We start from the raw sequence: 24,663 nt of genomic DNA, 5'->3' as shown, positions 1-24,663 counted from the left end.
CTCCACGAGGTTTGCCCCATTATGGCATGAGGCACCCGCAACCGTGCACTGCCCCTTGGCTCTGCGGCTGGTGGTTGCGACAGCGGGTTACGCAATAGACAAAACAGCAAACAAAAAGCCCTCCACAGGGGAGGGCTTGGTCAGCGGAAAAGGCGATCAGGCAAAGATCAGGGTGCTCACCCCGAGGCCGACGAAGAGGATGGCGCAGGCGATGCGGATCCCCTTGAGCGGCAGCTTGTCTGCCCCCAGCTTGCCGATCAGCACCACAGGCACGTTGGCCAGCATCATGCCGAGGGTCGTCCCGGTAATGACCTGCACCAGAGAGTCATATTTGGCGGCCAGCAGCACGGTGGCAATCTGGGTCTTGTCGCCAATTTCGGCGATGAAGAAGAGCACGAAGGTGGCCATAAAGGGGCCGTATTTATCCAGCGAGCTCTCCTCGTCATCCATCTTGTCCGGCACCAAAATCCAGATAGCCATGGCGATAAAGGCGATGGCGACCAGCCAGGTCATTATCTTGGGATCGAGCCAGCGGCTGATGAACTCACCAATCCAGGCAGCGCCCGCATGGTTGAGCAAGGTAGCCGCCAGCATGCCGGCGATGATGGGCCAGGGCTTGCGAAAACGGCAGATGAGCAGCAACGCCAACAGCTGGGTTTTATCGCCGATTTCGGCAATGGCGACGCTGAGGGTTGAGGTTAACAAGGCTTCCATAAAAATGACCGGGGGACGGAATTGTTATAAACCAAAGACAAGCCTGCGCCATCCGTCCCCGGTATTGGCACTGGCCCGTCAAAGGTCTTGTCAAATCCATGGCTGGCATGGATCACCCTGACCATGGTGATTTGGCACCAAGTATGTTGATCAGGGTCGCAAACCGGTATTCATGCAATGGATGGCACCGGCGTGCGAGACTACTCCCCCTCGATGGGAGCGGGCATTCTAGGGAAAAACCGCATGAGTGACAAGGGGATCAGCCACCCACCAGCTTGACGCTGAAACCGGCTTTCTCCAGCTCGGTTTTGATCAGGTCCCGTTTATCCCCCTGGATCTCGATTACCCCTTTCTTGATACCGCCACCGGTGCCGCACTTTTTCTTGAGCAGTGTGGCCAAGGATTTTTGCTGATCGGCGGGTACGCCATGAATGGTGATCACACCGGCACCCTTGCGCCCCTTGGTCTCGCGGCGAATGCGCACGGTGCCGTCGGTGGGGAAGGGGGAGGCGGATTGGGGAGCGCTCTGCTCCTTGATCATGCCGCCATCTGTGCTGTAAACGAGGCGGCTGTTGTTGTCGTGACTCATGGCATTACTTTATGGGTTAGCTAAGCGGAGTTTGATTTTACTCAAATAAAAGTTGAAGACACAGCTTATAATGCCCCAAGTAAAAGCGAATTATTATTGTTTAACTTCAGGGGTCAGTCATGGTACTTACGCAGTTGTCACCGGGACAGAGTGCTCGCATCAAGAATATGAATCAGCTCGCCCGGCCGCTGCGCCGCAAACTGATGGTGATGGGCCTGTTGCCCCAGACTGAAGTCATCTATCTGCGCTCCGCCCCCTTGGGGGACCCGCTCCAGATCCAGTGCCAGGGGATCTGTCTCTCCATGCAAAAGAGTCTGGCCCAGCAAATAGAAGTCGAGCCGGTATAACCCCCTGTTCGGCTGCCGCTCCGGTCAAGAAAGTCACCGGGAGCGGTTCAGAGACAAGAAGTCGAACCTGCAAAGCGGCTTGCCACACGCACGCGGCGGGTTCAGAAGAAAATAGAGGTAGAGCTGGTATGAATTATTCCCTGGTAACGGTAGGTAACCCCAATAGCGGCAAGACCTCCCTGTTCAACGCCCTGACCGGCGCCCGCCAGCAGGTAGGCAACTGGAGTGGTGTCACCGTCGACAAGAAGATGGGTGAGTTCAGCGCGGGTGAACATCACTTCAAGCTGATGGATCTGCCCGGCATCTATAGCCTGGCCAGTCAGGATGGCAGTCTGGACGAGCAGATCGCCAGCCGCTTTGCCCAGGGCCAACAACCCGACCTGCTGCTCAACGTCATCGACGCCGCCAATCTGGAGCGCTCCCTCTACCTCACGCTGCAACTGCGCGAACTGGGCCTGCCCATGGTGGTGGTGCTCAACAAGCTGGATATCCTGCAAAAGCGCCGCATCGTCATCGACGAGAGCAAGCTCGGCAAATCCCTCGGTTGCCCGGTGGTGGCCCTCTCTGCCCACAACAGCAAGCAGGTTGCCGCCTTCAAGCAGCAGATCCGCCAGTTTATCGGTCAGCCGCAAGCCGCCTTGCAGCTCGATTACGGCCACGCGCTTGAAACCGATCTGGCGGAGCTGGAGACCCTGCTCGCCCCGCATCACCTCACTACCCGTGGCCGCGCCCTGCGCCTGCTGGAAGAGGATGCGGTGATGCAGGAGACCCTGCTGCCCGGTCAGCAGGCGGCCGCCGCCAATGTAGTGGCTCGCGCCCATCAGGGACAGGATATCGACCTGCAGCTGGCGGATATTCGCTACGGCCATATCCACCAGTGGGTACAACAGGCTCGTCAGCAGAAGGGCAAGCTCACCGAGGCCCAGAGCGAGTGGCTGGATCGGGTGCTGCTCAATCGCTGGATTGGCATCCCCTTCTTCCTGTTTGTCATGTACCTGATGTTCCTGTTTGCCATCAACGTTGGCAGCGCCTTTATCGACTTCTTTGACATCATGGGCGGCGCCCTGTTTGTCGATGGGGTGCACCACCTGCTGGGACTGGTCAATGCCCCCGAGTGGCTGGGCGCCATTCTGGCAGACGGCTTTGGCGTTGGTTTGCAGACCGTGGCCACCTTTATTCCGGTGATTGGCTGCCTCTATCTCTTCCTCGCGGTGCTGGAGAGCTCCGGCTATCTGGCCCGTGCCGCCTTCGTGGTTGATGCCCTGATGCGCCGCCTCGGCCTGCCGGGCAAGGCGTTCGTACCGATGCTGATGGGCTTTGGTTGTACCGTCCCCTCGGTGATGGCGACCCGCACACTCAACTCCGAGCGGGAGCGGCTGATGACCTCCGCCATGGCCCCCTTCATGTCGTGCGGTGCCCGTCTGCCGGTTTACGCCCTGTTTGCGGTGGCTTTCTTCCCCGAGTCAGGTCAGAACCTGGTGTTCGGTCTCTACCTCATCGGCATTCTGGTGGCGGTGCTCACCGGCCTGTTGCTGCGCAGCACCCTGCTGCCGGGCAAGAGCGACTCCATGCTGATGGAGATGCCGGATTACGAGTGGCCGCGTCCGGTCAACGTTGCCATCAAGACCTGGCAGAAGCTCAAATCCTTCGTCTTTGGCGCCGGTAAAACCATCGTACTGGTGGTCGCCGTGCTGAGCGTGCTTAACTCCCTGGGTACCGATGGCAGCTTTGGCCATCAGGAGCAGGAGAGTTCGGTGCTGAGCAAAATCAGCCAGGCGGTGACCCCGGTGCTGCACCCCATAGGTGTACGCGATGACAACTGGCAGGCCACGGTCGGTATCGTCACCGGTATCTTCGCCAAAGAGGCAGTGGTCGGTACCCTCAACAGCCTCTACGCCGGTGGTGGTGGTGAAGAGGAGGAGAGCGAGTTCTCGCTGGTGGCCAGTTTCCACGAGGCGATCGATGCCGTGGCGGCCAATCTGGCGGAGATCAACCCGAGCGACCCCATGGGGCTTGATGTTGGCAACCTCGACGACCAGAAAGCTGCCGCCGAGGCGCAGGAGGTGGATGTCTCCACCTACGGCAACATGCAGACCCACTTCGACGGGGCGGCCGGTGCCTTTGCCTACCTATTGTTCGTGTTGCTCTACATGCCTTGCGCCGCCGCCATGGGCGCGCTGGTGCGGGAAACCGGTCGTCAGTGGGCGCTCTTTACCGCCGCTTGGTGCAACTATATGGCCTTTATGTGCGCGACCCTCTTCTATCAGGTCGCGACCTTTGCCGCTCATCCGGAGAAGAGCCTGTTCTGGATCGCCAGCTACGGCCTCTCTCTGGTACTGCTCTGGTGGGCCGGTCGCCGTCACGGTGACATCGTCGCCCGCAAGGTGGTGACCTTATGATCCTGCGCGAGCTGGGGGATTACCTCGCCGCGCAGCAGAAGGTGAGCCGGCGCGATCTGGCTCGCCATTTCCACACCTCGGAAGATGCGGTGGAGGCCATGCTCGGCGTCTGGATGCGCAAGGGGCGGGTCATCAAGCGCGAGAGTCGGGTCTGTGGTGGCAGTTGCTGCGGCAAGAGCGAGGAGGTGATGTTCGAGTGGTGTGACGCGGGCCAGATTGGCATCAAGATCCGCTAAACGACTACCCAACCTCATCACCAAAGATCGAACAATAAAAAACGGCAGATCCTGCTCAAGGGTCTGCCGTTTTTATTGCTGAAAACAGGCGGGATCAGGCGCTCTGGCGAGCCTCGCTCAGCAGTGCCAGCGCCGGTTGGGCGTTGTCTGGCATCAGCCGGTAGGCCTTGTGATGTTTGACCAGGGTGGTCTTCTTGTTGCCCTGGCTCAGCAGCAGGCCGTGCTTGAAGGCCGCCTCGGCCAGCACCTTCTCGTCACCGCGCACATAGAGGGTGAGGGGTTTGACAAGCTCACCGTCCTCGATATGGCCTGCATATTCGCTATGGCTTACCACCAGACTCGCCTGACCGCCCGATTGCAGGCGCAGCTTGGCGTTCACCTCGCTCTCGGTCAGCACCAGCCAGCCTGCCGCTGAGAGCTCCTCCAGCAGGGCAGCCAGCTTGGCTCCCAATTGCTGCGGATTGGTCATGGCGCACTGGTATTGGAAGGCGATGCGCTCCAGCAATCCCTTGAGATCGGCACCCGCGCCCAGGGTGCGGCCAAGCTGCACCCAAGCTTTCAAATCTTCCATCACCAGACGGGAGAAGCGCTTCTCCTTGAGGGAGTCGGCCATCCAGGTGCAGAGAAAGTGGCTCTCTTGCGCCGGAGTGCGCTTGCCCGCCTTTTGCTCGGCGGTGCGGGCCAGTTCGGCCAGGCTCTGGGTGGCCATCTCGAGCAGGGCCTGATTGTAGGTCGGAGAGGTCATAAGCAATCCTTGAGTTGACCACCAGGGGCCAACACCGATGACAGAGATGGCAAAGGCGCCAGTGGCGCCTTTGCGGTTCAATAGAGCAACTGCCCGCCTTATTTCGGCTGACGGGGCTTCTTGGCGGCGGCCAGACGCTTGAGGCGCTGACCCTGCAGCTTGGCTTCGGCCATCACCTGGGCTACGGCGTTATCTTCACGCTGCGGGCGCTTGCCGAAGCGGCGACGCTCCTGCAGCTGTTTGATCAGCTCGTCACGGCTGCTCACCTCATAGCCAGGCACCATGATGCGGCGGATCTTCTGGCCGATCAGGGCCTCGATCTCCAGCAGGGTGCGCTCCTCTTCACGGCTGACGAAGGAGATGGCCATGCCGCGCTTGCCGGCACGACCGGTACGGCCGATGCGGTGCACGTAATCTTCCGCCAGGAACGGCAGATCATAGTTGACCACGTATTCCAGATCCGGAATGTCCAGACCACGGGCGGCCACTTCGGTGGCGACCAGTACCCGTACCTTGCCTTCCATGAATTCGCGCAGGGCGCGGCGACGGTTGCCCTGGGCCTTCTCGCCATGGACAACGGCGGACTTGATGCCGTCGAGGTTCAGCTCCTCGACCAGCACATCACAGCTCTCGCGGGTACTGGCGAACACCAGCACCTGCTGCCAGTTCTGCTTGCCAATCAGCTCTGAGAGCAGCTCGCGCTTGCGCTTCTGCTCGACCGGATAGACGGTGTGGCTGACGGTGTCGGCGGTGGAGTTCTGCTTGTTGACGCTGACAATCTGCGGTCTGTCCAGCATCAGGTTGGCCAGCTTCTTCACCGCATCGGAGAAGGTGGCGGAGAAGAGCAGGTTCTGACGGGTCTTGTTGACCGCTTGCAGGATCTTCTGCACATCGGCACTGAAGCCCATGTCGAGGATGCGATCCGCTTCATCCATCACCAGACACTCGACGCCAGAGAGGCTGAGGTTGCAGGCGGTGAGGTGCTCCAGCAGACGGCCCGGGGTGGCCACAATGATGTGAGCGCCCGCTTTGAGCTTCTTGGCCTGCACGTCCTGCTTGCCACCGCCGACGATGGTGATGGTGGTGATATCGAGATACTTGGCGAAGTCATTGATGTTGCTCGCCACCTGAGCCGCCAGCTCGCGGGTCGGGGTCAGGATCAGCACACGGGCGTTGGAAGGCTGGACCGGAGCCGGATTGTCTACCAGACGCTGCAAGATGGGCAGGGCGAAGGCGGCGGTCTTGCCGGTACCGGTCTGGGCGCTGGCCAGCACATCGCGGCCACGGCGAATGGCCGGGATCGCCTGTTGCTGCACAGGGGTCATCTCCTGATAACCGCAATCTGAGACAGCACGCAAAATCTCGGGGGCAAAATCGAACGATTCAAATCTCATAATGGGTTCCTGTGTTCCAGCTGGGCTGTGTTTGGCTTGGTTAGCTCGGCATGAGCGAGACGGAGGTTGTAACCACCGACGGCTGCGCCTGACATCAAGTCAGAGAGTGAGCCGGAAAATGGCGGGCGCGAAGTGTAACAGATAGACGTCACAAATTCTGCCTCAAATGGTTGTCCTTTTCTCATCCTTTGTGGTGTGAATGGTGGTTGAAAGCAATCATTTGACTCCCAAAGACCAAGCCAAGGGTGTGGGATAATGGTTTTGGGCAAGGACGAAAGGGATATCGATGGAACTGGAACAGTTAAAACGCCAGCTGGAGCAGCTTGGCGAGCGCAATGACAGCATGCAGCAGGCACGCCACCGCAAGTTGCTCAATATCACCCGCGACACGGGGGAGTTGCTTTCAGTATTGGTGCAGACCCGTGGGGCGCAGGCGGTGCTGGAGATCGGCACCTCCAATGGTTACTCCACACTCTGGCTGGCAGAAGCGGTGCGTCGGCTGGAGGGGCACGTGACCACCATTGAGCTGGATGAGGATAAGCGCGTGCTGGCCCATGACAACTTTCAGAGGGCAGGGCTGGCCCCCTGGGTAACCTTGCTGGCAGGGGATGCAGGCGAGCTGTTACCGACCTTGCCGCAAGCCGGCTATCAGCTCATCTTCCTCGATTCGGATCGTCAGCACTACCGGGCATGGTGGCCGCAGATCCGCCGCCTGCTGGCACCCCGTGGCCTGCTGGTGGTTGATAACGCCATCTCCCATCACCGCGAGATGGTGGAGTGGATGAACGAGGTCGGGCAGGACCCGGCCTTTGCCACCTCGCTGGTGCCGGTCGGCAAGGGGGAGTGGCTGGTGGTGCGTTTGTAGGGAGAGTGAGTATGGAATTGAACACCATGGAGCCAAAAGCAGTGGTAGAGGCCTATTGGCAGGAGATGCAGAGCAATGACTTTGCGAAGGCGGCAAGCTGGCTGGGAGATGATTTTTTCTGTGACTGGCCCCAATCGGGAGAACGGATTGTGGGGCGAGAGAATTTTATTGAGATCAATCGTCGCTACCCCGCAGCTGGCCTGTGGCGCTTCGAGATTGTCCGTCTTCTGGCACAAGGGAGTGAGGTGGTCAGTGAGGTGCTGGTCAGCGATGGGGTCGTAAATGCTCGCGCCATCACATTTCACCATGTTGCGGAAGGTAAAATTCAACAGCAGACCGAGTATTGGCCCGATGAGTATGCCGCGCCAGAATGGCGCAGTTCTTGGGTTTGTCCGATGCCAAAGAGTTAGCCATCGCTATTCACTGGCGGCATGTCAAAGAAATCAGCCCCGCATTGGCGGGGCTGATAGTGAAAGTGCATCAGGGTCTTGGCCGGTCGGATCAGACCGCCAGATAGTCCATGATCCCTTCGGCCGCCTTGCGCCCTTCGTAGATGGCGGTCACCACCAGATCGGAGCCACGTACCGCGTCGCCACCGGCGAACACCTTGGGGTTGCTGGTCTGGAAGGCATACTCCGCCTGCTCGCGGGCCTTGATGCGATCCCGGTTGTCGAGCTCGATGCCGAACTCCGCCATCCAGGGCTGGGGGTTGGGCTGGAAGCCAAACGCCATCACCACCGCATCGGCAGCCAGCACCTGCTCGGAGCCCTCGATGATCACCGGATTGCGGCGGCCATTGGCGTCGGGTTCACCCAGCTCGGTGCTCACCACCTTGATGCCGACGGTGCGACCATGGGCATCCAGCTCGACAGCTACCGGTTGCAGGTTGAACATGAATTCAACCCCCTCCTCGCGGGCGTTTTTCACCTCCCGCTTGGAACCCGGCATGTTCTCCTCGTCGCGGCGATAGGCACAGATCACCTTGGCGGCCCCCTGACGGATGGCGGTACGTACACAGTCCATGGCGGTATCGCCACCGCCCAGCACCACCACCTGCTTGCCGGCGAAGTCGATATAGTCGGCTTGCGCCTTCTCAAAGCCCAGCAACCGGTTGGCGTTGGCGATGAGGTAGGGCAGGGCATCATAGACGCCCGGCGCCTCTTCGTTGGCAAAGCCGCCCTTCATGTACTTGTAGGTGCCTACCCCGAGGAAGACCGCATCGAACTCGCCGAGCAGATCGGCGAAGGTGACATCACGGCCCACCTCGGTCTCGAGACGAAACTCCACGCCCATCCCCTGGAATATCTCGCGGCGACGCTGCATCACCTCTTTTTCCAGCTTGAAGGAGGGGATGCCGAAGGTGAGCAGGCCGCCAATTTCCGGATACTTGTCAAACACCACCGGGGTGACGCCGTTGCGTGCCAGTACGTCGGCGCAGGCAAGACCCGCCGGGCCCGCGCCAATAACGGCGACCCGCTTGCCGGTCTTGACCACGTTCGAGAGATCGGGCTTCCAGCCCATCTCGAACGCCTTGTCGGTGATGTATTTTTCGATGTTGCCGATGGTCACCGCGCCGAAGCGATCGTTGAGGGTGCAGGAGCCCTCGCAAAGGCGATCCTGCGGGCAGACCCGACCGCACACTTCCGGCAGGCTGTTGGTCTGGTGGGAGAGCTCCACCGCCTCCAGAATGCGCCCCTCTTTGGCCAGTTTCAGCCAGTTGGGGATGTAGTTGTGGACCGGACACTTCCACTCGCAGTAGGGGTTGCCGCACTCGAGGCAGCGATCCGCCTGCATCTGTACCTGCGGCTGATTGAAGGACTCGTAGATCTCCACAAACTGGATTTTGCGGATCTTGAGTGGCTTCTTGGGCGGGTCGACCCGCTGGACATCGATAAACTGAAATACGTTCTGGCTCATAGGGTTCCCTCCTTATTGCGCCTGGATTCTGAGTTCTGCACTGGAACGGCTGGTGTGACCCAGCAGCGATTTCACGTCGCTGGACTTGGGTTTGATCAGCCTGAACTTGGGCACATAGGAGTCGAAGTTGGCCAGGATCTCCTCGGCGCGCGAGCTGCCGGTCTCATTGAGGTGCGCCGTGATGATGCCGCGCAGGTGCTCCTGATGGATGGCGAGATCCGCCACGTCCAGCAGTTCCACCAGCTCGGGGTTGGTGCGCTTGGCGAAGTTGCCGCACTCGTCGAGCACGTAGGCAAAGCCGCCGGTCATACCCGCCGCGAAGTTGACGCCGGTCTGACCGAGCACGGTGACGATGCCGCCGGTCATGTATTCACAACCGTTGTCGCCAATTCCCTCGACCACCGCCAGGGCGCCGGAGTTGCGCACCGCGAAACGCTCGCCGGCAGTGCCTGCGGCGTAGAGTTTGCCGCCGGTGGCGCCGTAGAGGCAGGTGTTGCCGATGATGGCCGCTTCATGGGATTTGAACGCCACACCGACATGGGGCTTGATCACCAGCTTGCCGCCGGTCATCCCCTTGCCCACGTAGTCGTTGGCGTCACCGGTGAGGATCATCTCAAGGCCACCCGCGTTCCAGACGCCGAAGCTCTGGCCTGCGGTGCCGTTGAAGTGCACCTTGACCGGATCCGCCGCCATTCCCTGATTGCCGTGACGTTTGACGATCTCGCCCGAGAGGCGCGCACCCACCGAGCGGTCGGTGTTGCGAATGTCGTAGCGGAACTCGCCACCGCTTGAGGTTTCCACCGCTTCCAGCAGATCCTCCACCATTTTCAGGTTGAGCGGCCCCTTGTCGAAGGTGGGGTTGTGCTGCTGGCTGAACAGGCTGGAGCCTGCCGGAGCAACCGGACGGGCCAGAATGCCGGAGAGATCCAGCTTGGCCTGACGGGCGGTGAGGCCGGGCAGGGCTTCCAGCAGATCGGTGCGGCCAATCAGGTCGGTCAGCTGGGTGACGCCGAGCTGGGCCATCAGCTCGCGGGTCTCTTCGGCGATGAACTTGAAGTAGTTCATCACCATCTCCGGCAGACCGGTAAAGTGCTCGCGACGCAGCTTCTCATCCTGAGTGGCAACGCCGGTGGCGCAGTTGTTCAGGTGGCAGATCCGCAGGTATTTGCAACCGAGTGCCACCATGGGGCCTGTGCCAAAACCGAAGCTCTCGGCGCCGAGGATGGCCGCCTTGATGATGTCGAGACCGGTCTTGAGACCACCATCCACCTGCAGCCGCACCTTGTGGCGCAGACCGTTGGCGACCAGCGCCTGCTGGGTCTCGGCCAGACCCAGTTCCCACGGGGAGCCGGCATATTTGACCGAGGTGAGGGGGCTCGCGCCAGTGCCGCCGTCATAACCGGAGATGGTGATAAAGTCGGCATAGGCCTTGGCCACGCCGCAAGCGATGGTGCCCACACCGGGCTCGGAGACCAGTTTCACCGACACCAGACAGCTCGGGTTGATCTGCTTGATGTCGAAGATGAGCTGGGCCAGATCCTCGATGGAGTAGATGTCGTGGTGCGGCGGTGGCGAGATCAGGGTCACGCCGGGCACGGAATAGCGCAGCTGGGCGATCTGGGCAGTCACCTTGTCACCGGGCAGTTGGCCACCCTCGCCGGGCTTGGCCCCCTGAGCCACCTTGATTTGCACCACATCGGCGTTCATTAGGTAGTGGGGGGTGACGCCAAAGCGACCGGAAGCCACCTGCTTGATGCGGGAGTTCTTCTCTGTCCCGAAACGCTTGGGATCTTCGCCACCTTCGCCGGAGTTGCTCTGACCGCCGAGGCGGTTCATGGCGACAGCCAGTGCCTCGTGGGCCTCAGGGCCGAGGGCGCCGATGGACATGGCGGCGGAGTCGAAGCGGGGGAACAGCTTGTCGGCCGGCTCCACCTGATCCAGCGCGACCGGATTGTCGACCTTCTTCAGTGCCAGCAGATCGCGCAGGGTGGCAACCGGGCGCTCGTTCACCAGACGGGCGTACTCCTTGTAATCGGCATAGTTGCCGGAGCGCACCGCGGTTTGCAGGGTCTGCACCACATCCGGGTTGTAGGTGTGGTACTCGCCGCCGTGGACGAACTTGAGCAGGCCGCCATGGGGGAGGGGCTTGCGCACCAGCCATGCCTGACGGGCCAGATTGTGCTGATCCTGCTGGATGTCGGCAAAATCGGCACCCTGAATACGGCTCGATACGCCGCGGAAGCAGGTATCGACCACCGATTTGGCCAGACCCACTGCTTCAAACAGCTGGGAGCAGCGGTAGCTGGCGACCGTGCTGATGCCCATCTTGGACATCACCTTGTAGAGCCCCTTGTTGATGCCGTTGCGGTAGTTGACCATGGCCTGGCGCAGGGACATGGTGAGCACGCCCTCTTCAACCTGTTTGGCCAGGGTTTCGTAGGCGAGATAGGGGTAGATGGCGGTCGCGCCAAAGCCCAGCAGCACCGAGAAGTGGTGCGGATCGCGGCAGCTTGCGGTCTCCACCAGAATGTTGGCGTCGCAACGCAGGTTGTTGTCCACCAGGGTGCGCTGCACTGCACCCACCGCCATGGCGGCCGGGATCGGCAGGGTGTCGGCGCTGATATCGCGATCCGACAGCACCAGCAGCACGGTGCCACTCCTGGCAGCAGTTTTGGCCTCCTCGCAGATGCGCAAGATCGCCGCTTCCAGCCCCTCTTCTGGCTTGAAGTTGAGGCTGATCACCTGATGACGGTAGTACTCACCTTCCAGTGCCAGCAGCTGGTGGAAGTCGGAGTAGAGCAGGATCGGTGACTGGAACAGCACCCGGTGGGCGTGGCCGAAGGTCTCGTTGAAGACGTTCTGCTCGCGGCCGATACAGGTGGCCAGCGACATCACGTGGTTTTCCCGCAGCGGATCGATGGGCGGGTTGGTCACCTGGGCAAACATCTGGCGGAAGTAGTCATAGAGGGTACGCGGGCCGGAGGAGAGCACCGCCATCGGGGTATCATCCCCCATGGAGCCGACCGCTTCCTGACCGTTCTCACCCAGTACCCGGATGATCTGATCCAGCTCCTCGAAGGAGTAGCCAAACAGCTTCTGATAGGTTTTCAGCTGGTCGTCGGAGAGCTCGCGGCTACCGGTCTGGCTGTCGTCCATCTGCTCGAAGGGGACCAGTCGGCGGCAATGTTTATCCATCCACTGCTTGTAGGTGTGGCGGTTCTTGAGGTCGTCATCGATCTCGAAGCTGGTCCACACCTTGCCGTTGCTGGTATCGACCACGAACAGCTCGCCCGGGCCGACCCGGCCCTTCTCCAGCACTTCGTCCGGGGTGTAGTCCCAGGTGCCGACCTCGGAGGCGAGGGTGATGAACTTGTCCTTGGTGATGACGTAACGGGCCGGACGCAGACCGTTGCGATCAAGTGCGCAGGTGGCGTAGCGACCGTCGGTCATGACGATACCGGCTGGGCCATCCCACGGCTCCATATGCATGGAGTTGAAGTCGTAGAAGGCGCGCAGGTCGTCATCCATGTTCGGGTGTTTTTGCCATGCAGGCGGGATCAACAGGCGCATGGCGCGGAACAGGTCCATGCCACCGGCGAGGAAGAGATCCAGCATATTGTCGAGGCTGGAGGAGTCAGAGCCGGTGGTGTTGACGAAGGGAGCCGCTTCCTGCAAATCGGGGATCAGCGGCGTCGCAAATTTGTAGCTGCGCGCCTTGGCCCACTGGCGGTTGCCGGCGATGGTGTTGATCTCGCCGTTGTGGGCCAGATAGCGAAACGGCTGCGCCAGCGGCCAGCGCGGGCTGGTGTTGGTGGAGAAGCGCTGGTGGAAGACGCAGATGGCCGCCTGCATACGGATGTCGGCGAGATCCAGATAGAAGCGCGGCAAGTCCACCGGCATGCACAGCCCTTTATAGACGGTGACCAGGTTGGAGAGGCTGACCACATAGAAGTAGTCGTCGTTGACGCGCTTTTCGATGCGGCGGCGCACGATATAGAGACGGCGCTCGAGATCCTTGTCGACCCAGCCGGGCGGGGCGTTGACAAAGACCTGTTCAATGCTGGGCAGGGAGGCTTTGGCGATGGTACCGAGTACGTTGGTATCGACGGGCACCTTGCGCCAACCGACCAGACTCAGGGTCTCTTTTTCCAGCTCTTCGTCGATGATGTCGCGAGTCTGCTGGGCCAATACGGGGTCAGGGTTGAGAAACAGCATGCCGACCGCATAGTTGCGGCCAAGGTGCCATCCCTTCTCCTCGGCGACAGCTCTGAAGAAGCTGTCCGGTTTTTGCAGCAGCAGACCGCAACCATCGCCGGTCTTGCCATCGGCGGAGATCCCGCCGCGGTGCTGCATGCGAGCCAATGCTGACATCGCGAGACGGACAAGCTTGTGGCTGGCTTCCCCTTCCATGTGGGCCAACAGGCCGAAGCCACAGTTATCCCTCTCCAGCTTTGGATCATATAGTGACATTGCATTTCTCCCTTGCTCGGCCTTGCATCGCACAGTCATCACCTGACTGCATAAATTGCGATTGGCTCTTGTGGTTCCGTCTGCCTGACGTGGCGAATCTCCAAACTAATGGGATTTTCTGGCGAGGTCAATCGCAGGTCAGGTTTGTCTTCATAGTTACATTCGCATAACAAAATGTCGGATTGGGGGGATTCGCTCGCAGTTATGGAGTTTTTATTCTGTTTTGTTTTATTTTGTTGGTTAAATATATCGCCATTGACGAGCTCAATGGTGCGCTCGGCGACGATGGGCGAATGTAGTAATTTTACCAACCCGATGTGGCCGACAGCGGAAGGGATCACATTTTCAATATCCCATGCTTGCAATTGTGTGTTGTCGGGTCTCTTTGAATTTTTCATTGTTCAACAGTGGGTTATCAGGTCTCATTTTCATATGGATGTTTACTGTTTGAATCATCAAAGAACTGTAAAAATCCTTTTTTTGCGCTTTTTCTCTATATTTATTCAAAATTGGTCGGGTATTTATATGTTTTACCCTCTCCGCTAGCTTGATCCAGCTCAGCCCCTGTTTTGCGCAAGCTCGTACAATGGCGCTCCTTTAGCGGAGGTGTCATGCAGTTACACGAACTCGTCAATACATTCGGTCAGGATCTCAAGCAGCGTCATGGTCAGAAGATCCACAAACTCTCCATCCATGGGGCCTTCACCTGCCCGAACCGTGACGGCACCCTGGGCCGCGGTGGCTGCACCTTCTGCAATGTATCCTCTTTTGCCGACGAGTCGGCTCAGCAACTCTCAGTGGTGCAACAACTGCTGGCTCGCCGGGACGAAGTCACCCGTGCCAAGCGCTATCTTGCCTACTTTCAGGCCTATACCAGTACCTATGCCGAGGTCGAATATCTGCAGCGGATGTATGAAGAGGCGCTGTCGGTGAGCGATATGGTGGGGCTTTGCGTGGGCACTCGCCCCGATTGCGTACCGGATGCGGTGCTGGATCTGTTGGCGGGCTATCAGGCCCGGGGTTACGAGGTGTGGCTGGAGCTCGGGCTGCAAAGTGCCAACGACAAGACCCTGCAACGGATCAACCGCGGCCATGGTTATGCCGCCTATGAGGATGCGGTAAGACGTGCCCATCAGCGCGGCATCAAGGTATGTGCCCATCTGATCGTCGGCCTGCCGGGCGAGGTGCCGATGGACAGCCTCGATACCCTGCATCGCATCGTGGAGACCGGTGTTGAGGGGATCAAGCTCCATCCGCTTCATGTAGTAGAGGGCAGTACTCTTGGCAAAGCGTGGCAGGCGGGGCGGCTTGAGGTATTGACGCTGGAGCAGTATGTGGAAGCCGCTGTCGCCATGATCCAGCACACGCCGCCCGAAGTGGTGTATCACCGGATTTCGGCCTCCGCGCGCCGTCCAACCCTGTTGGCGCCAGCCTGGTGTGAAAACCGCTGGACGGCCATGGCGGACATTGCCAAAGCACTCTCATTGAGCGGCCCGCAAGGTCACGCGTTGGGCAGACCCTTCATACTTCCTGACCTATAATTGAGCGCCAGATTATTATTTTCACGTAAAACATAGGGTTATATAAAAAACTTCATACCCTAAACTATAGTTTTGGTACGTGCCGGTTGATATAGTGGTGCGCCATAATAAATTTCATTATCAATTAACTCCGACATTCACCCTGATTGCAGTGTTAGCATGGTGTTGATGAGCCGATTATTTTTACCAATAACGAATCATGCCGCCATTGCTGCTGTGCCGGGAAATTGGGGATGAGTGTCGCGATCTATCTGGACAGGTTTATCCCCTGATCAGTCTCATCAGCGGGAAGGCCACTCGGTTTTAGCGTGGCTATAGCAGGGAAATAGGAGCGATGAACGCTCTTATCTACCTCATTTATGCAGTGACAGGATGCTATGCAAGCAGAAACAAGTCGTATTGATGAGTTATTGGAGTGTCTGGTCTTCTTGACCCGTTTTTATGGTGTGCCCAACAGTCAGGATGCCCTGACGACCGGGTTGCCACTGGTCTCCGGACGCCTGACTACCGCACTCTTTTGCCGTGCTGCCGAGCGGGGCGGGTTATCCGCCCGTGAAGTGATACAGCCACTGGCTGATATCTCTCCCTTGCTGCTGCCTTGTGTATTGCAGATGCGCAGTGGTGGCGCCTGCATATTGCTGGAGTGGAACGAAGATCGCAGCCAGGGGAAAGTGATTTTCCCGCAGGCCGGTGATGCCGCGCAATGGCTGACCGCAGCCCAGTTGGGTGATGAATATCTGGGGCGACTCTTCTATGTAAAGAAGCAGTTCAAGTTTGACGAACGCTCGCCCAAGGTGCTTGAAACCCGTGATGGACACTGGTTCTGGAGCACCTTGTTCGAATCCCGCGGCATCTATCGCGATGTGCTGATCGCCTCCATTCTGATCAACCTGTTTGCCATCGCCAGTCCGCTCTTTACCATGAACGTTTATGACAAGATTGTGCCCAATCTGGCGTTTGATTCGCTCTGGGTGCTGGCGGTCGGGGCCATGGTGGTCTTTACCTTCGATTTTGTGATGCGGCAGTTGCGTAGTTACTTTATCGACATTGCCGGTAAAAAGTCTGATGTGCTGCTGTCCGCCAAGATTTTCGCCAAGGTGATGGGCATGAGGATGGAGTCTCGTCCCGCTTCCACCGGTGCTTTCGCCAAACATCTGCAGGAATTTGAGTCGGTGCGGGAGTTTTTCACCTCCGCAACGGTTTCTACTCTTATCGATCTCCCCTTTGCCGTCTTCTTCCTTTTTATTATCTGGATGTTTGCAGGCGTAATGGTGGTGGTTCCCATCGTCGCCATGCTGATCCTCATCGCCTACAGCTTCTATATTCAAGAGCCCCTCAAGCAGTCCATCGAAGAGGGCTCACGCCTTGCGTCCCAGAAGAACGCCAACCTGATTGAAAGTATTTCCGGGCTGGAAACCGTCAAGATTTTCGGCGCCGAGAGCATGTTCCAGCATCGCTGGGAACAGGCCGTCTCCCATATTTCCACCTGGGGTGTACAGACCCGCCGCATTACCAACTCCATGTCCTCGCTGGCCAGTTATATCCAGCAGGTGGTGACGGTCGGTCTGGTGATCGTCGGTGTTTATCAGATCTCCGAAGGTTTGGTCACCATGGGGGGCATGATTGCCGCCGTGATGCTCTCCAGTCGCGCCATTGCGCCCATGGTACAACTCTCCGTGTTGTCGACCCGTTATAACCAGGCCAAGTCAGCACTGGATATTCTGGAAAAAATCATGCAAACCCCGGGTGAGCAGGAGGAGGGCAAGCAATATATTCATCATCCGGTGATTGCCGGTCGAATTGAATTCGAGAATGTCTCCTTCAAATATCCGGGAATGGAAACCAGCACCCTGCACAATATCAATTTGCGCATTCAGCCGGGCGAAAAGGTGGCGATTATCGGCCGGATTGGGGCGGGTAAAACGACCCTCGAGAAGCTGTTGATGGGGTTGTATCGACCGACCGATGGCTCGGTACGTATCGACGGTTTTGAACTCGATCAACTGCCACCTGCGGTGATCCGCCGCAATATTGGTTGTGTCCCGCAAGATGTCATTCTTTTCTTTGGCTCGGTGCGGGACAACATCATGCTGGGTAATCCGCTGGTGGATGATGTGAGAGTCTTGCGCGCCGCCAAGCGGGCGGGTGTCACCAACTTTACCAACCGGGATCCCAACGGGCTGGATCGGCAGATAGGTGAGGGTGGCCGTCAGCTCTCCGGTGGTCAGCGTCAGTCGATCCTGCTGGCACGCGCCCTGCTCAATGATCCCCCCATTCTGGTGATGGATGAGCCGACCTCCAACATGGACAACCAGTCCGAGATGCAGGTTAAGCAAGAGCTCGCCAGACTGGGCCCGGAAACCACATTGATCCTCATCACTCACAAAACCTCGATGCTGGACGTGGCATCGCGAGTGATCGTCATCGAGCAGGGGCAGATCGTTGCTGATGGCCCCAAAGAGGTGGTGTTGCAGCAGTTGAAGGAAGGCAAGGTGCGCGTGCAGGAGGTGTCCCATGGTTAAGGGGCTCATGGACTGGTTCAAGCGCAGCAAAAAGACGCCTTCCGGCGAGGTATTGCCAGCACCCGAGCATCTGGAATTTGTCGATGACGGCGCGGCAGCTGTGCTGCTGACCACGCCGACCGGAGCTCGCATCCTGTTGTGGTGCTGTTTCCTCTTTTTCATGAGTGCCATCGTCTGGGCGGCCTGGGCCGAACTGGATGAAGTCACCGTGGGTCAGGGCAAGGTTATTCCGTCCCGTCAGCTGCAGGTGATCCAGAACCTGGAAGGGGGGATCGTCAAAGAGATCTTCGTCAAAGAGGGGGATATCGTCGAAAAGGGGCAGCCGCTGCTTCGTATTGATGACACCCGTTTCCGCTCCGACTTTAGAGAACGGGAGCAAGAGGTGGTCACCCTCAAGGGGGATGTGGCCCGTCTGCGCGCCGAGATGGCCAGCGTCGAGGTGAAAAACGACCCGGCACTGGGGTGGCGTGAGCAGGTCGTGGTAGGCGAAGCGCCAATCCAGTTCCCCGATGGTTATGAAACCGTCTTTGCCGAATATGCGCACCGTGAGCGCTCTGTACAGCGGGATCGCCTCAATAACCTGAAGAACCAGCTCTATATTCTTGGTCAGCAAATCGAACAGAAAGAGCAGGAGCTGATTGAACTGAATGCCAAGATCCGCACCGTGAATCGCAGTGTGGATTTGGCCAGACAGGAACTGAATATTAGCCGTCCGTTGGCGAAAGAGGGTATAGTGCCTCAAGTGGAGCTAATCAAGCTGGAGCGGCAGGTCAACGAGATGCAGGGGGAGCTGGAGAGCAACCGTCTGCTGATCCCAAAACTCAATTCGGTACTGCGTGAGACCATCTCCAAGCGTAATGATATTGCGCTGAAGTTCAGAGCAGACTCCCAGACTGAACTGAATGAGAAACAGGGGCGGCTTGGCCAGTTATCAGAAGGGCAGGTTGGCTTGCGAGACAGGGTTGACCGGACCAGCGTGATTGCTCCGCTCAAGGGCACCATCAAGAAACTCAAGATCAACACCCTGGGTGGCGTGGTTCAGCCCGGCATGGATTTGATGGAGATTGTGCCGTTGGAGGATACCTTGCTGGTAGAAGCCAAGGTGTCACCGAAAGATATCGCCTTCCTGCGACCGGGGCTGGATGCCATCGTCAAAATTACTGCCTATGACTTTACAATCTATGGAGGATTGCATGGCAAGGTTGAACAGATAAGTGCGGATTCGATCCAGGATGAGGAGGGGAACTCCTTTTATCTGGTTCGGGTTCGAACAGAGAAGAGTTACTTGGGCGATGAGCTTAACGCACTTCCCATCATCCCCGGTATGTTAGCCAGTGCTGATATCATTACTGGTAAAAAAAGTGTCCTAGACTATTTGCTTAAGCCGATTTTACGGGCAAAGCAGTCGGCACTGAGAGAACGATAAGCCAACAATCTAAAAACAAAACATGACTGGAGATAACATGAAAAAAACGATTGTTGCCATGCTGGTCAGTGGCTGCATCCTGATCCCGAGTTTGGGTCAGGCCCAGACTCTGGAAGAGTCGGTGGCACAGACACTTGCTACGCATCCCAAGATCAAGGAAGCGTTTGATCTGTATCAGGCACGACTCTATCAGCATGATGGAGCCAAGGGGGGCTATTATCCTACGATCGATCTGCGTGGCGGCGTAGGCTATGAAAAAACTGACAGCCCTTCTACCCGCGCTGCCAGCGCCAACAGCAATATTGATGATTCCATGACTCGCAAAGAGGCTGGACTCAGTCTGCGGCAAATGTTGTTTGATGGCTTTGATGTCAGCAACAACGTCTCCAGAACCGAAGCTGAAGCCAATGCCCAGCGTCTGGCGATGATCTCCGAAGCTGAAAATACCGCGCTGCGAGTAGCTGAGGTCTACCTCAATATGCTGCGTCAGCAGGAGATTTTGGAACTCTCCAAACAGAACCTGGAAACCCACGAACAAATCCGCAGCGACATCAGCAAGCGGACTGATTCAGGGCTTGGCTCTACTGCGGATCAGACCCAGATTGAAGGTCGTGTTGCCAGGGCCTATTCAAATCAGGCTGCGGCTGAAAACAACTATCGCGACGCAGAGAGTGAATTTATTCGTGTCGTGAACGAGGTGCCCAAAGATCTGGTTCAGCCGGTTCCCAATACCGAGCTTATCCCGACCAGCCTCGATAGTGCGCTGAAAACGGCGACCGAAGTCCACCCGACCCTGCTCTCTTCCCTGCAGGATATCGAAGCGGCCAAGTATCAACATGAAGGCGCCAAATCCGGTTTCTACCCGAATGTAACATTCGAGGTCGATCAGAACTGGAATGAGGATATCGATGCGGTAAAAGGGCGCAACGATGATCTGACCGCAATGGTGCGGATGCGTTACAACCTGTTCCGTGGCGGTTCTGATGTGGCAGAGAGCAATGCAACATCGGCGCTCTACTCTCAGGCGAAAGACATTCATTTGAATGCGTTCCGCCAAGTGGAGGAAGGCACTCGTCTGGCCTGGAACGCGAAAGAGTCGTTGGCCAAGCAAAAGACCTTCCTGAAAGAGCATGTTGACGCCAGCTATGACACCGTACAGGCGTACAAGAAGCAGTTTGGGTTGGGTCAACGGACATTGCTGGACGTATTGAACACCGAGAACGAACTGTTTGAGGCGCGTCGCAGCTATATCACTGCCGAGTATGATGCACTGCTGGCGGACTATCGCATTCTCAACGCGACAGGCAGCCTGCTCAATGCATTTAGCGTCAAACAACCCGCTGAATGGCAGGCCAGGCAATAACCGTTTGTTCATGATCCCGCAGGGATCATGAACGCCAACATGGTGACTGCTGCTGGCAGTCACCATGTTTGGCTAACGCAGGTTGTTGTACGGGCTTTGAGGAGTGCAGCAGTAATAATGCAGCAGGAATATGACGTGACACTCCAGCGTGGTACCGGTAGCAGATGGTGTTATCTTCTCAATGAATGGAGATACCGATCGCTACGCGCTTTGCGCCACTCCTTATGGATCCTGCTGTTACCCTTCTCACTTCTGCTCTGTGCCAGCCAGCCTCTGCCACAGGAAGATCTCAACTTGATCAAGCGGGCGGAGCAGACCTATGGCGCCAGAGCTGGCAAGCGTGTAACCAGTTGGCGTATGTTGGTCATGGAGACGAAGGGCAGGGCCCTGAGCGAAGAAAAAAAGCTTGAGCGGGTTAATAATTTTTTCAATCGGATGCGTTTTATTGACGATATCAAGTTGTGGCGCAAAAAGGATTATTGGGCAACCCCGCTGGAATTTTTGGGAGCCGCCGGGGGAGACTGTGAAGATTTCAGTATCGCCAAATACTCTACGCTGCTCGAGCTTGGGATCCCTGATGATAAAATGCGGATGGTGTACGTCAAGGCTCTTGATTACAACCAGTTTCACATGGTGGTGGCATATTATGAGACACCCTCTTCCGTTCCGGTTATTTTGGATAATTTGATAGGCTCGATTCGCCCAGCCACACAGCGGCGTGATCTGGTGCCTATTTACAGTTTTAACGGTAGTCACTTGTGGTTGATGAAGGCACGAGGCCAAGGGGAACTGGCTGGTCAATCATCCCGCTTGGGATTATGGAATGATTTACGCAATCGCATGACCTCGGGGCGATTGGCTCGGCCAGTGGTGAATTTGGATGATTAACCTATGACGCTCTATCGACAGTTATTAGCCACCATGCTGCTGCTGTTTGGATTGTTATTTGCGGCCACATACTGGGTGCAATTCAATTCAACCCGCACTTATCTGGCGCAGCAACAGGAAACAACGGTCATCAATACGGCAACCTCGCTGGGGCTTGCGCTCACCCCCTATCTGGAAAATGGTGACAAGGTCGGTGCCGAGTCGGTGATCCAGGCCATTTTTGATGGCGGCTATTATCGATTGGTTCGCCTTGATCTGCTGGCATCAAAGGATGTCATCGAGCAGGAAAATACCAACAATATTCAGGGGGTACCGCGGTGGTTTGTAAATTTGGGACTTTTTCCTGAGGTATCCAACGAATCAATTCTGACATCTGGCTGGTTGCAGCTTGGAAAATTAAAAGTAGTGGGTCACCCCGGCCAGGCTTATTACGAGTTGTGGCGGGGGATGAGCGAGCTGGCGAGCTGGTTTCTGGTCGGCTTTTTGATCACCACAATTTTGTTGATGAGAGCACTCAACTACTTGCTCAAGCCACTCAAACAGATCTGTGATCAAGCCGTCGAGATTGAGCTGCACCATTTCGGTCATACAATCCCGGAGCCTAAAACCCATGAATTGAAGCAGGTCGTTCAGGCAATCAACACCCTCTCAAGCAAGTTGGCGTTGCAGTTTAAAGAGCAAGCCGATGAGGCCGAGAAATTGCGTGAGCGGGTTTATGTCGATGCCGTGTCGGGGCTTGGCAACCGAGCCTATTTTGTGGGTCAGGTAAACGCATGGATAGCGGAGGCAGGCCAAGGTGGCGTCATGCTGGTTGCGGTCGACATGCTGGATGATATCTATCGCGATGAAGGCTTTGCTGCCCGCGACAACATGGTCAAATCGATAGCTCAGGCTTTGAAAGAGCAATTAAAAGGGTGGGATGGCGCAGCCTTGGCACGGATCTCCGCGACGGAATATGCGCTGCTCTGTCCAACTGACGATCTGACTCAGCTAAAAGAGCTGGCTGAAGTGATTAATAGCCGCATTGCCGATCTGGTGGTGAATCCAATGGGCGAAGGGGATGCGCTCTCCGTCATTGGTATTGCCGGTCGTGATGGCAATGATGATCTCTCTGCCTTGTTGACCAAAGCCGATAATGCGCTTGGCAAGGCGCGCAATGAACGCCGTGGTGCTGTGGTGATGGAAGGGGGTACCGAGCAAGGTTTGATGGGGCGTTTGGCCTGGCGAGATCTGGTACAAGATGCAATTTCACGACAACTTTGGCGCTTCAAAGCCCAACCAGCTTGCCGGTTTGATAATGGAGCAAGGTTGCATGCCGAGCTGTTTGCTTCTATCTCTCGGGATGGTACTGATTATTTTGCCGGTCAGTTCTTGCCCGCGATTGAACAGTTCAAATTGGGGGGCGAGTTTGACCAAGCGGTGCTTGATGCTTGCGTTCCATTACTGCAAAAACAGTCTGATCTGGTACTGGCGATTAACATCACTGCTGGCTCGCTCTGCTCGGATGAGTTTTTAACCTGGCTGACGCGCTATCTGACCGAGCATGCAGAGCTCAAAGAGCGGTTGTTATTTGAAATACCTGAAGCTGCCATCATGAAACATAAAGACAACGTGGCTGCGTTGGTTGGCACCTTGCAAGCTCATGGTTTCCAGTGGGGGGTTGACCACTATGGTCGTCACTTCCAGTCTCTGGGCTATCTGGAGGAGTTGTCGCCGGCTTATGTCAAGGTTGATCACGGTTATACCAGTCAGGTTATGGAGCCGGGGGCTGACACCTCATTCCTGGCTGCAGTGTGTCGCGCCGCACACAATGCCGGTGTGACCACCATTGCGACCCGTGTCGAGGATCAACATCAAGTGGAACTGCTTTCCAAGTTGCATATCGATGGTTACCAGGGATTTGTTCATCCCGCCTTCCCATTGTCTTGAATTAAATGCTGGAAATGGCCCCGATAGGGGCCTTTTTTATACCAGTCACTTCTCTTTTCGCCATTTTTCTATAACCAACTCAAGGTCGGTCTTGAATGGGGCTGTACCTAGAGTTCTGATTTGTATTAATAAATTCCAACTCTTCGATTTTTTTCCGTTTATTTGTTGAATTCCTCTCGAACGTACGCTTTTTTGCAACGGAACAGCGCGCTATCTCCTTCTACGGTGTAGACATCAAGATCTGTCACCTTGGAGCAATGGATATGCGTACCCAAATCATCGACAAGTCCGTGGTTGTCTCAGCTATAGAAGGCAATGTGGAGATTGTGCTGGCTGATGGAAGCAGCCGCCCTCTGCAAAAAGGGGAAATTCTCCAACCCGGAGCAAAATTGGCCATAGCTGATGACGCCAAGCTGGCTCTTTCCCCTTATGACGATACTCCAGCATCGGATGTTCCGGCCGGTTCCGAGTCCGCTGAACCTGCTCAACCGCAAGTGGCGGCCAGCCAGGAAGGCGCACCTTCAGATATTGCCGCATTGCAAGAATCGATTCTGCAAGGTGTTGACCCGACTCAAAACTTTGAGGCTTCTGCTGCTGGTGGAGCTCCAGCGGCCGGTGGTGGTGGCGGTATTGGTGGGGTTGCGGGGGCCAGTGGTAATGGTGGTTTCGTCACAATTGATCGAACTGGCGATGCCACGATAGCGGCTGCAGGGTTTGATACCACCTATCAGTCCGAGCCGTTTATCAACACTGAACAAGCAGCTGAACCGCTGCTTGAGCCAGAGCCGCTGGAGAATATCCTGCTAGATGAAAGCGAGGTCATTTCGCTTGATGAAGATAGCTCTACAAGCGGTAATCTACTGGCAAACAGTTCCAACCCCGATGGTCCGCAGGCTGCCTCTATCATCAGTTACAGCTGGGGGAGCAACATAGACGTACCTGCTGGCGTGTCGTCGACTCTGACAGGAATTGGCACGCTGATCATCAATAGTGATGGTTCTTTCACCTTTACCCCGGCTCCTGATTATTCCGGAGCCGTACCTACCGTGAGTTATGTGGTTACCGATGGCACTGATATCGTCACGTCAACCTTGACGCTGATAGTGACTCCACAAGGTGACATCGATTTCAACGCTGAGGCCCTGAATGCGGGTGCGACCGAAACGGATGGCACGGTACAGGTGTTGCTGACCAACACGGTGAGTATCAGTGATGGCGATGGTTCAGAGACCTGGACCAGCCTGGTGTACACCTTCGACAACTTGCCGGAGGGGGCCACTGCGGTGGGTGGCACCCTGGTGGGTAACGTCCTGACAGT

The 24,663-nt window shown here is 57.2% G+C and carries 19 protein-coding genes; 12 read left to right on the top strand and 7 right to left on the bottom strand.

Annotation, left to right across the window (positions count from 1 at the left end; genetic code table 11):
- Positions 1-156 precede the first annotated feature (156 nt).
- Positions 157-714 (bottom strand): TMEM165/GDT1 family protein, encoded by a 558-nt coding sequence (locus AB5Y67_RS06725; RefSeq protein WP_005337386.1) that lies wholly within the window; start codon positions 712-714, stop codon positions 157-159.
- A gap of 259 nt (positions 715-973) precedes the next feature.
- Complete coding sequence (locus tag AB5Y67_RS06720) at positions 974-1,303, bottom strand: translation initiation factor (RefSeq protein ID WP_368207592.1); 330 nt, start codon at positions 1,301-1,303, stop codon at positions 974-976.
- Positions 1,304-1,422: 119 nt separating this feature from the next.
- Here AB5Y67_RS06720 and AB5Y67_RS06715 point away from each other — a divergent pair, with 119 nt between their 5' ends.
- From AB5Y67_RS06715 to AB5Y67_RS06705, 3 genes are all read left to right on the top strand, one after another.
- A complete protein-coding gene (locus AB5Y67_RS06715) occupies positions 1,423-1,650 on the top strand; it encodes a FeoA family protein (RefSeq protein WP_005337384.1) in 228 nt (75 codons plus the stop codon).
- Between the two features lie 128 nt (positions 1,651-1,778).
- Positions 1,779-4,049: a Fe(2+) transporter permease subunit FeoB gene (gene feoB, locus AB5Y67_RS06710; protein ID WP_199428582.1), complete on the top strand. Its 2,271-nt coding sequence runs from the start codon at positions 1,779-1,781 to the stop codon at positions 4,047-4,049.
- On the top strand, positions 4,046-4,285 hold the full coding sequence (locus AB5Y67_RS06705; protein ID WP_005350974.1) for a FeoC-like transcriptional regulator: 240 nt from the start codon (positions 4,046-4,048) through the stop codon (positions 4,283-4,285). The genes feoB and AB5Y67_RS06705 overlap by 4 nt, the downstream gene beginning before the upstream one ends.
- Positions 4,286-4,379: 94 nt before the next feature.
- Here AB5Y67_RS06705 and AB5Y67_RS06700 read toward each other — a convergent pair whose 3' ends face one another.
- Together AB5Y67_RS06700 and AB5Y67_RS06695 are read right to left on the bottom strand one after the other, a co-directional pair.
- Entirely contained in the window at positions 4,380-5,030 is a 651-nt protein-coding gene (locus AB5Y67_RS06700; RefSeq protein WP_127006442.1) for a DUF2913 family protein, read from the bottom strand.
- A gap of 98 nt (positions 5,031-5,128) precedes the next feature.
- Positions 5,129-6,424, bottom strand: a complete 1,296-nt coding sequence (locus AB5Y67_RS06695) for a DEAD/DEAH box helicase (RefSeq protein ID WP_005337380.1) — start codon at positions 6,422-6,424, stop codon at positions 5,129-5,131.
- Between the two features lie 286 nt (positions 6,425-6,710).
- On the opposite strand from AB5Y67_RS06695, the gene AB5Y67_RS06690 reads away from it, so the two are divergent.
- Together AB5Y67_RS06690 and AB5Y67_RS06685 are read left to right on the top strand one after the other, a co-directional pair.
- Entirely contained in the window at positions 6,711-7,289 is a 579-nt protein-coding gene (locus tag AB5Y67_RS06690) for an O-methyltransferase (protein ID WP_368207591.1), read from the top strand.
- Positions 7,290-7,300: 11 nt separating this feature from the next.
- Complete coding sequence (locus AB5Y67_RS06685) at positions 7,301-7,699, top strand: nuclear transport factor 2 family protein (protein WP_064341968.1); 399 nt, start codon at positions 7,301-7,303, stop codon at positions 7,697-7,699.
- A 91-nt stretch (positions 7,700-7,790) separates the two neighbouring features.
- Here AB5Y67_RS06685 and AB5Y67_RS06680 read toward each other — a convergent pair whose 3' ends face one another.
- Genes AB5Y67_RS06680 through AB5Y67_RS06670 form a run of 3 tightly spaced genes read right to left on the bottom strand, consistent with a single transcriptional unit; the run spans position 7,791 to position 14,074 of the window.
- Positions 7,791-9,206, bottom strand: a complete 1,416-nt coding sequence (locus tag AB5Y67_RS06680; RefSeq protein WP_064341967.1) for an FAD-dependent oxidoreductase — start codon at positions 9,204-9,206, stop codon at positions 7,791-7,793.
- 12 nt (positions 9,207-9,218) lie between these two features.
- Complete coding sequence (gene gltB, locus AB5Y67_RS06675; RefSeq protein WP_064341966.1) at positions 9,219-13,676, bottom strand: glutamate synthase large subunit; 4,458 nt, start codon at positions 13,674-13,676, stop codon at positions 9,219-9,221.
- 38 nt (positions 13,677-13,714) lie between these two features.
- Positions 13,715-14,074: a hypothetical protein gene (locus AB5Y67_RS06670; protein ID WP_199428583.1), complete on the bottom strand. Its 360-nt coding sequence runs from the start codon at positions 14,072-14,074 to the stop codon at positions 13,715-13,717.
- Positions 14,075-14,287: 213 nt separating this feature from the next.
- On the opposite strand from AB5Y67_RS06670, the gene AB5Y67_RS06665 reads away from it, so the two are divergent.
- The 7 genes from AB5Y67_RS06665 to AB5Y67_RS06635 form a co-directional block, all read left to right on the top strand.
- A complete protein-coding gene (locus AB5Y67_RS06665) occupies positions 14,288-15,217 on the top strand; it encodes a TIGR01212 family radical SAM protein (RefSeq protein WP_005337371.1) in 930 nt (309 codons plus the stop codon).
- A 377-nt stretch (positions 15,218-15,594) separates the two neighbouring features.
- Positions 15,595-17,739, top strand: coding sequence for a type I secretion system permease/ATPase (locus tag AB5Y67_RS06660; protein WP_005350980.1), 2,145 nt, complete (start codon positions 15,595-15,597; stop codon positions 17,737-17,739).
- Positions 17,732-19,165 (top strand): HlyD family type I secretion periplasmic adaptor subunit, encoded by a 1,434-nt coding sequence (locus AB5Y67_RS06655; protein WP_005350982.1) that lies wholly within the window; start codon positions 17,732-17,734, stop codon positions 19,163-19,165. Before AB5Y67_RS06660 ends, AB5Y67_RS06655 begins: the two co-directional genes overlap by 8 nt.
- Before the next feature lie 37 nt (positions 19,166-19,202).
- Positions 19,203-20,528: a TolC family outer membrane protein gene (locus tag AB5Y67_RS06650; protein WP_005359768.1), complete on the top strand. Its 1,326-nt coding sequence runs from the start codon at positions 19,203-19,205 to the stop codon at positions 20,526-20,528.
- Positions 20,529-20,663: 135 nt separating this feature from the next.
- Positions 20,664-21,416 (top strand): transglutaminase-like cysteine peptidase, encoded by a 753-nt coding sequence (locus tag AB5Y67_RS06645; protein WP_005350994.1) that lies wholly within the window; start codon positions 20,664-20,666, stop codon positions 21,414-21,416.
- Positions 21,417-21,419: 3 nt separating this feature from the next.
- Complete coding sequence (locus AB5Y67_RS06640; RefSeq protein WP_042056178.1) at positions 21,420-23,345, top strand: EAL domain-containing protein; 1,926 nt, start codon at positions 21,420-21,422, stop codon at positions 23,343-23,345.
- Positions 23,346-23,608: 263 nt separating this feature from the next.
- Positions 23,609-24,663: retention module-containing protein (locus AB5Y67_RS06635; RefSeq protein WP_368207589.1), on the top strand; the 1,055-nt coding region annotated here is incomplete at its 3' end.

It is taken from the genome of Aeromonas sp. s12, from assembly GCF_040907925.1.
GTDB classification, from domain to species: Bacteria; Pseudomonadota; Gammaproteobacteria; order Enterobacterales; family Aeromonadaceae; genus Aeromonas; species Aeromonas veronii.
Note: the sequence above shows the minus strand (reverse complement) of the source record. Positions and strands in the feature narration are given on the sequence as shown.

Coding starts and splice junctions, on each gene's coding strand:
- AB5Y67_RS06725 (WP_005337386.1), bottom strand. CDS start 714: ATGGAAGCCTTGTTAACCTCAACCCTCAGCGTCGCCATTGCCGAAATC.
- AB5Y67_RS06720 (WP_368207592.1), bottom strand. CDS start 1,303: ATGAGTCACGACAACAACAGCCGCCTCGTTTACAGCACAGATGGCGGC.
- AB5Y67_RS06715 (WP_005337384.1), top strand. CDS start 1,423: ATGGTACTTACGCAGTTGTCACCGGGACAGAGTGCTCGCATCAAGAAT.
- feoB (WP_199428582.1), top strand. CDS start 1,779: ATGAATTATTCCCTGGTAACGGTAGGTAACCCCAATAGCGGCAAGACC.
- AB5Y67_RS06705 (WP_005350974.1), top strand. CDS start 4,046: ATGATCCTGCGCGAGCTGGGGGATTACCTCGCCGCGCAGCAGAAGGTG.
- AB5Y67_RS06700 (WP_127006442.1), bottom strand. CDS start 5,030: ATGACCTCTCCGACCTACAATCAGGCCCTGCTCGAGATGGCCACCCAG.
- AB5Y67_RS06695 (WP_005337380.1), bottom strand. CDS start 6,424: ATGAGATTTGAATCGTTCGATTTTGCCCCCGAGATTTTGCGTGCTGTC.
- AB5Y67_RS06690 (WP_368207591.1), top strand. CDS start 6,711: ATGGAACTGGAACAGTTAAAACGCCAGCTGGAGCAGCTTGGCGAGCGC.
- AB5Y67_RS06685 (WP_064341968.1), top strand. CDS start 7,301: ATGGAATTGAACACCATGGAGCCAAAAGCAGTGGTAGAGGCCTATTGG.
- AB5Y67_RS06680 (WP_064341967.1), bottom strand. CDS start 9,206: ATGAGCCAGAACGTATTTCAGTTTATCGATGTCCAGCGGGTCGACCCG.
- gltB (WP_064341966.1), bottom strand. CDS start 13,676: ATGTCACTATATGATCCAAAGCTGGAGAGGGATAACTGTGGCTTCGGC.
- AB5Y67_RS06670 (WP_199428583.1), bottom strand. CDS start 14,074: ATGAAAAATTCAAAGAGACCCGACAACACACAATTGCAAGCATGGGAT.
- AB5Y67_RS06665 (WP_005337371.1), top strand. CDS start 14,288: ATGCAGTTACACGAACTCGTCAATACATTCGGTCAGGATCTCAAGCAG.
- AB5Y67_RS06660 (WP_005350980.1), top strand. CDS start 15,595: ATGCAAGCAGAAACAAGTCGTATTGATGAGTTATTGGAGTGTCTGGTC.
- AB5Y67_RS06655 (WP_005350982.1), top strand. CDS start 17,732: ATGGTTAAGGGGCTCATGGACTGGTTCAAGCGCAGCAAAAAGACGCCT.
- AB5Y67_RS06650 (WP_005359768.1), top strand. CDS start 19,203: ATGAAAAAAACGATTGTTGCCATGCTGGTCAGTGGCTGCATCCTGATC.
- AB5Y67_RS06640 (WP_042056178.1), top strand. CDS start 21,420: ATGACGCTCTATCGACAGTTATTAGCCACCATGCTGCTGCTGTTTGGA.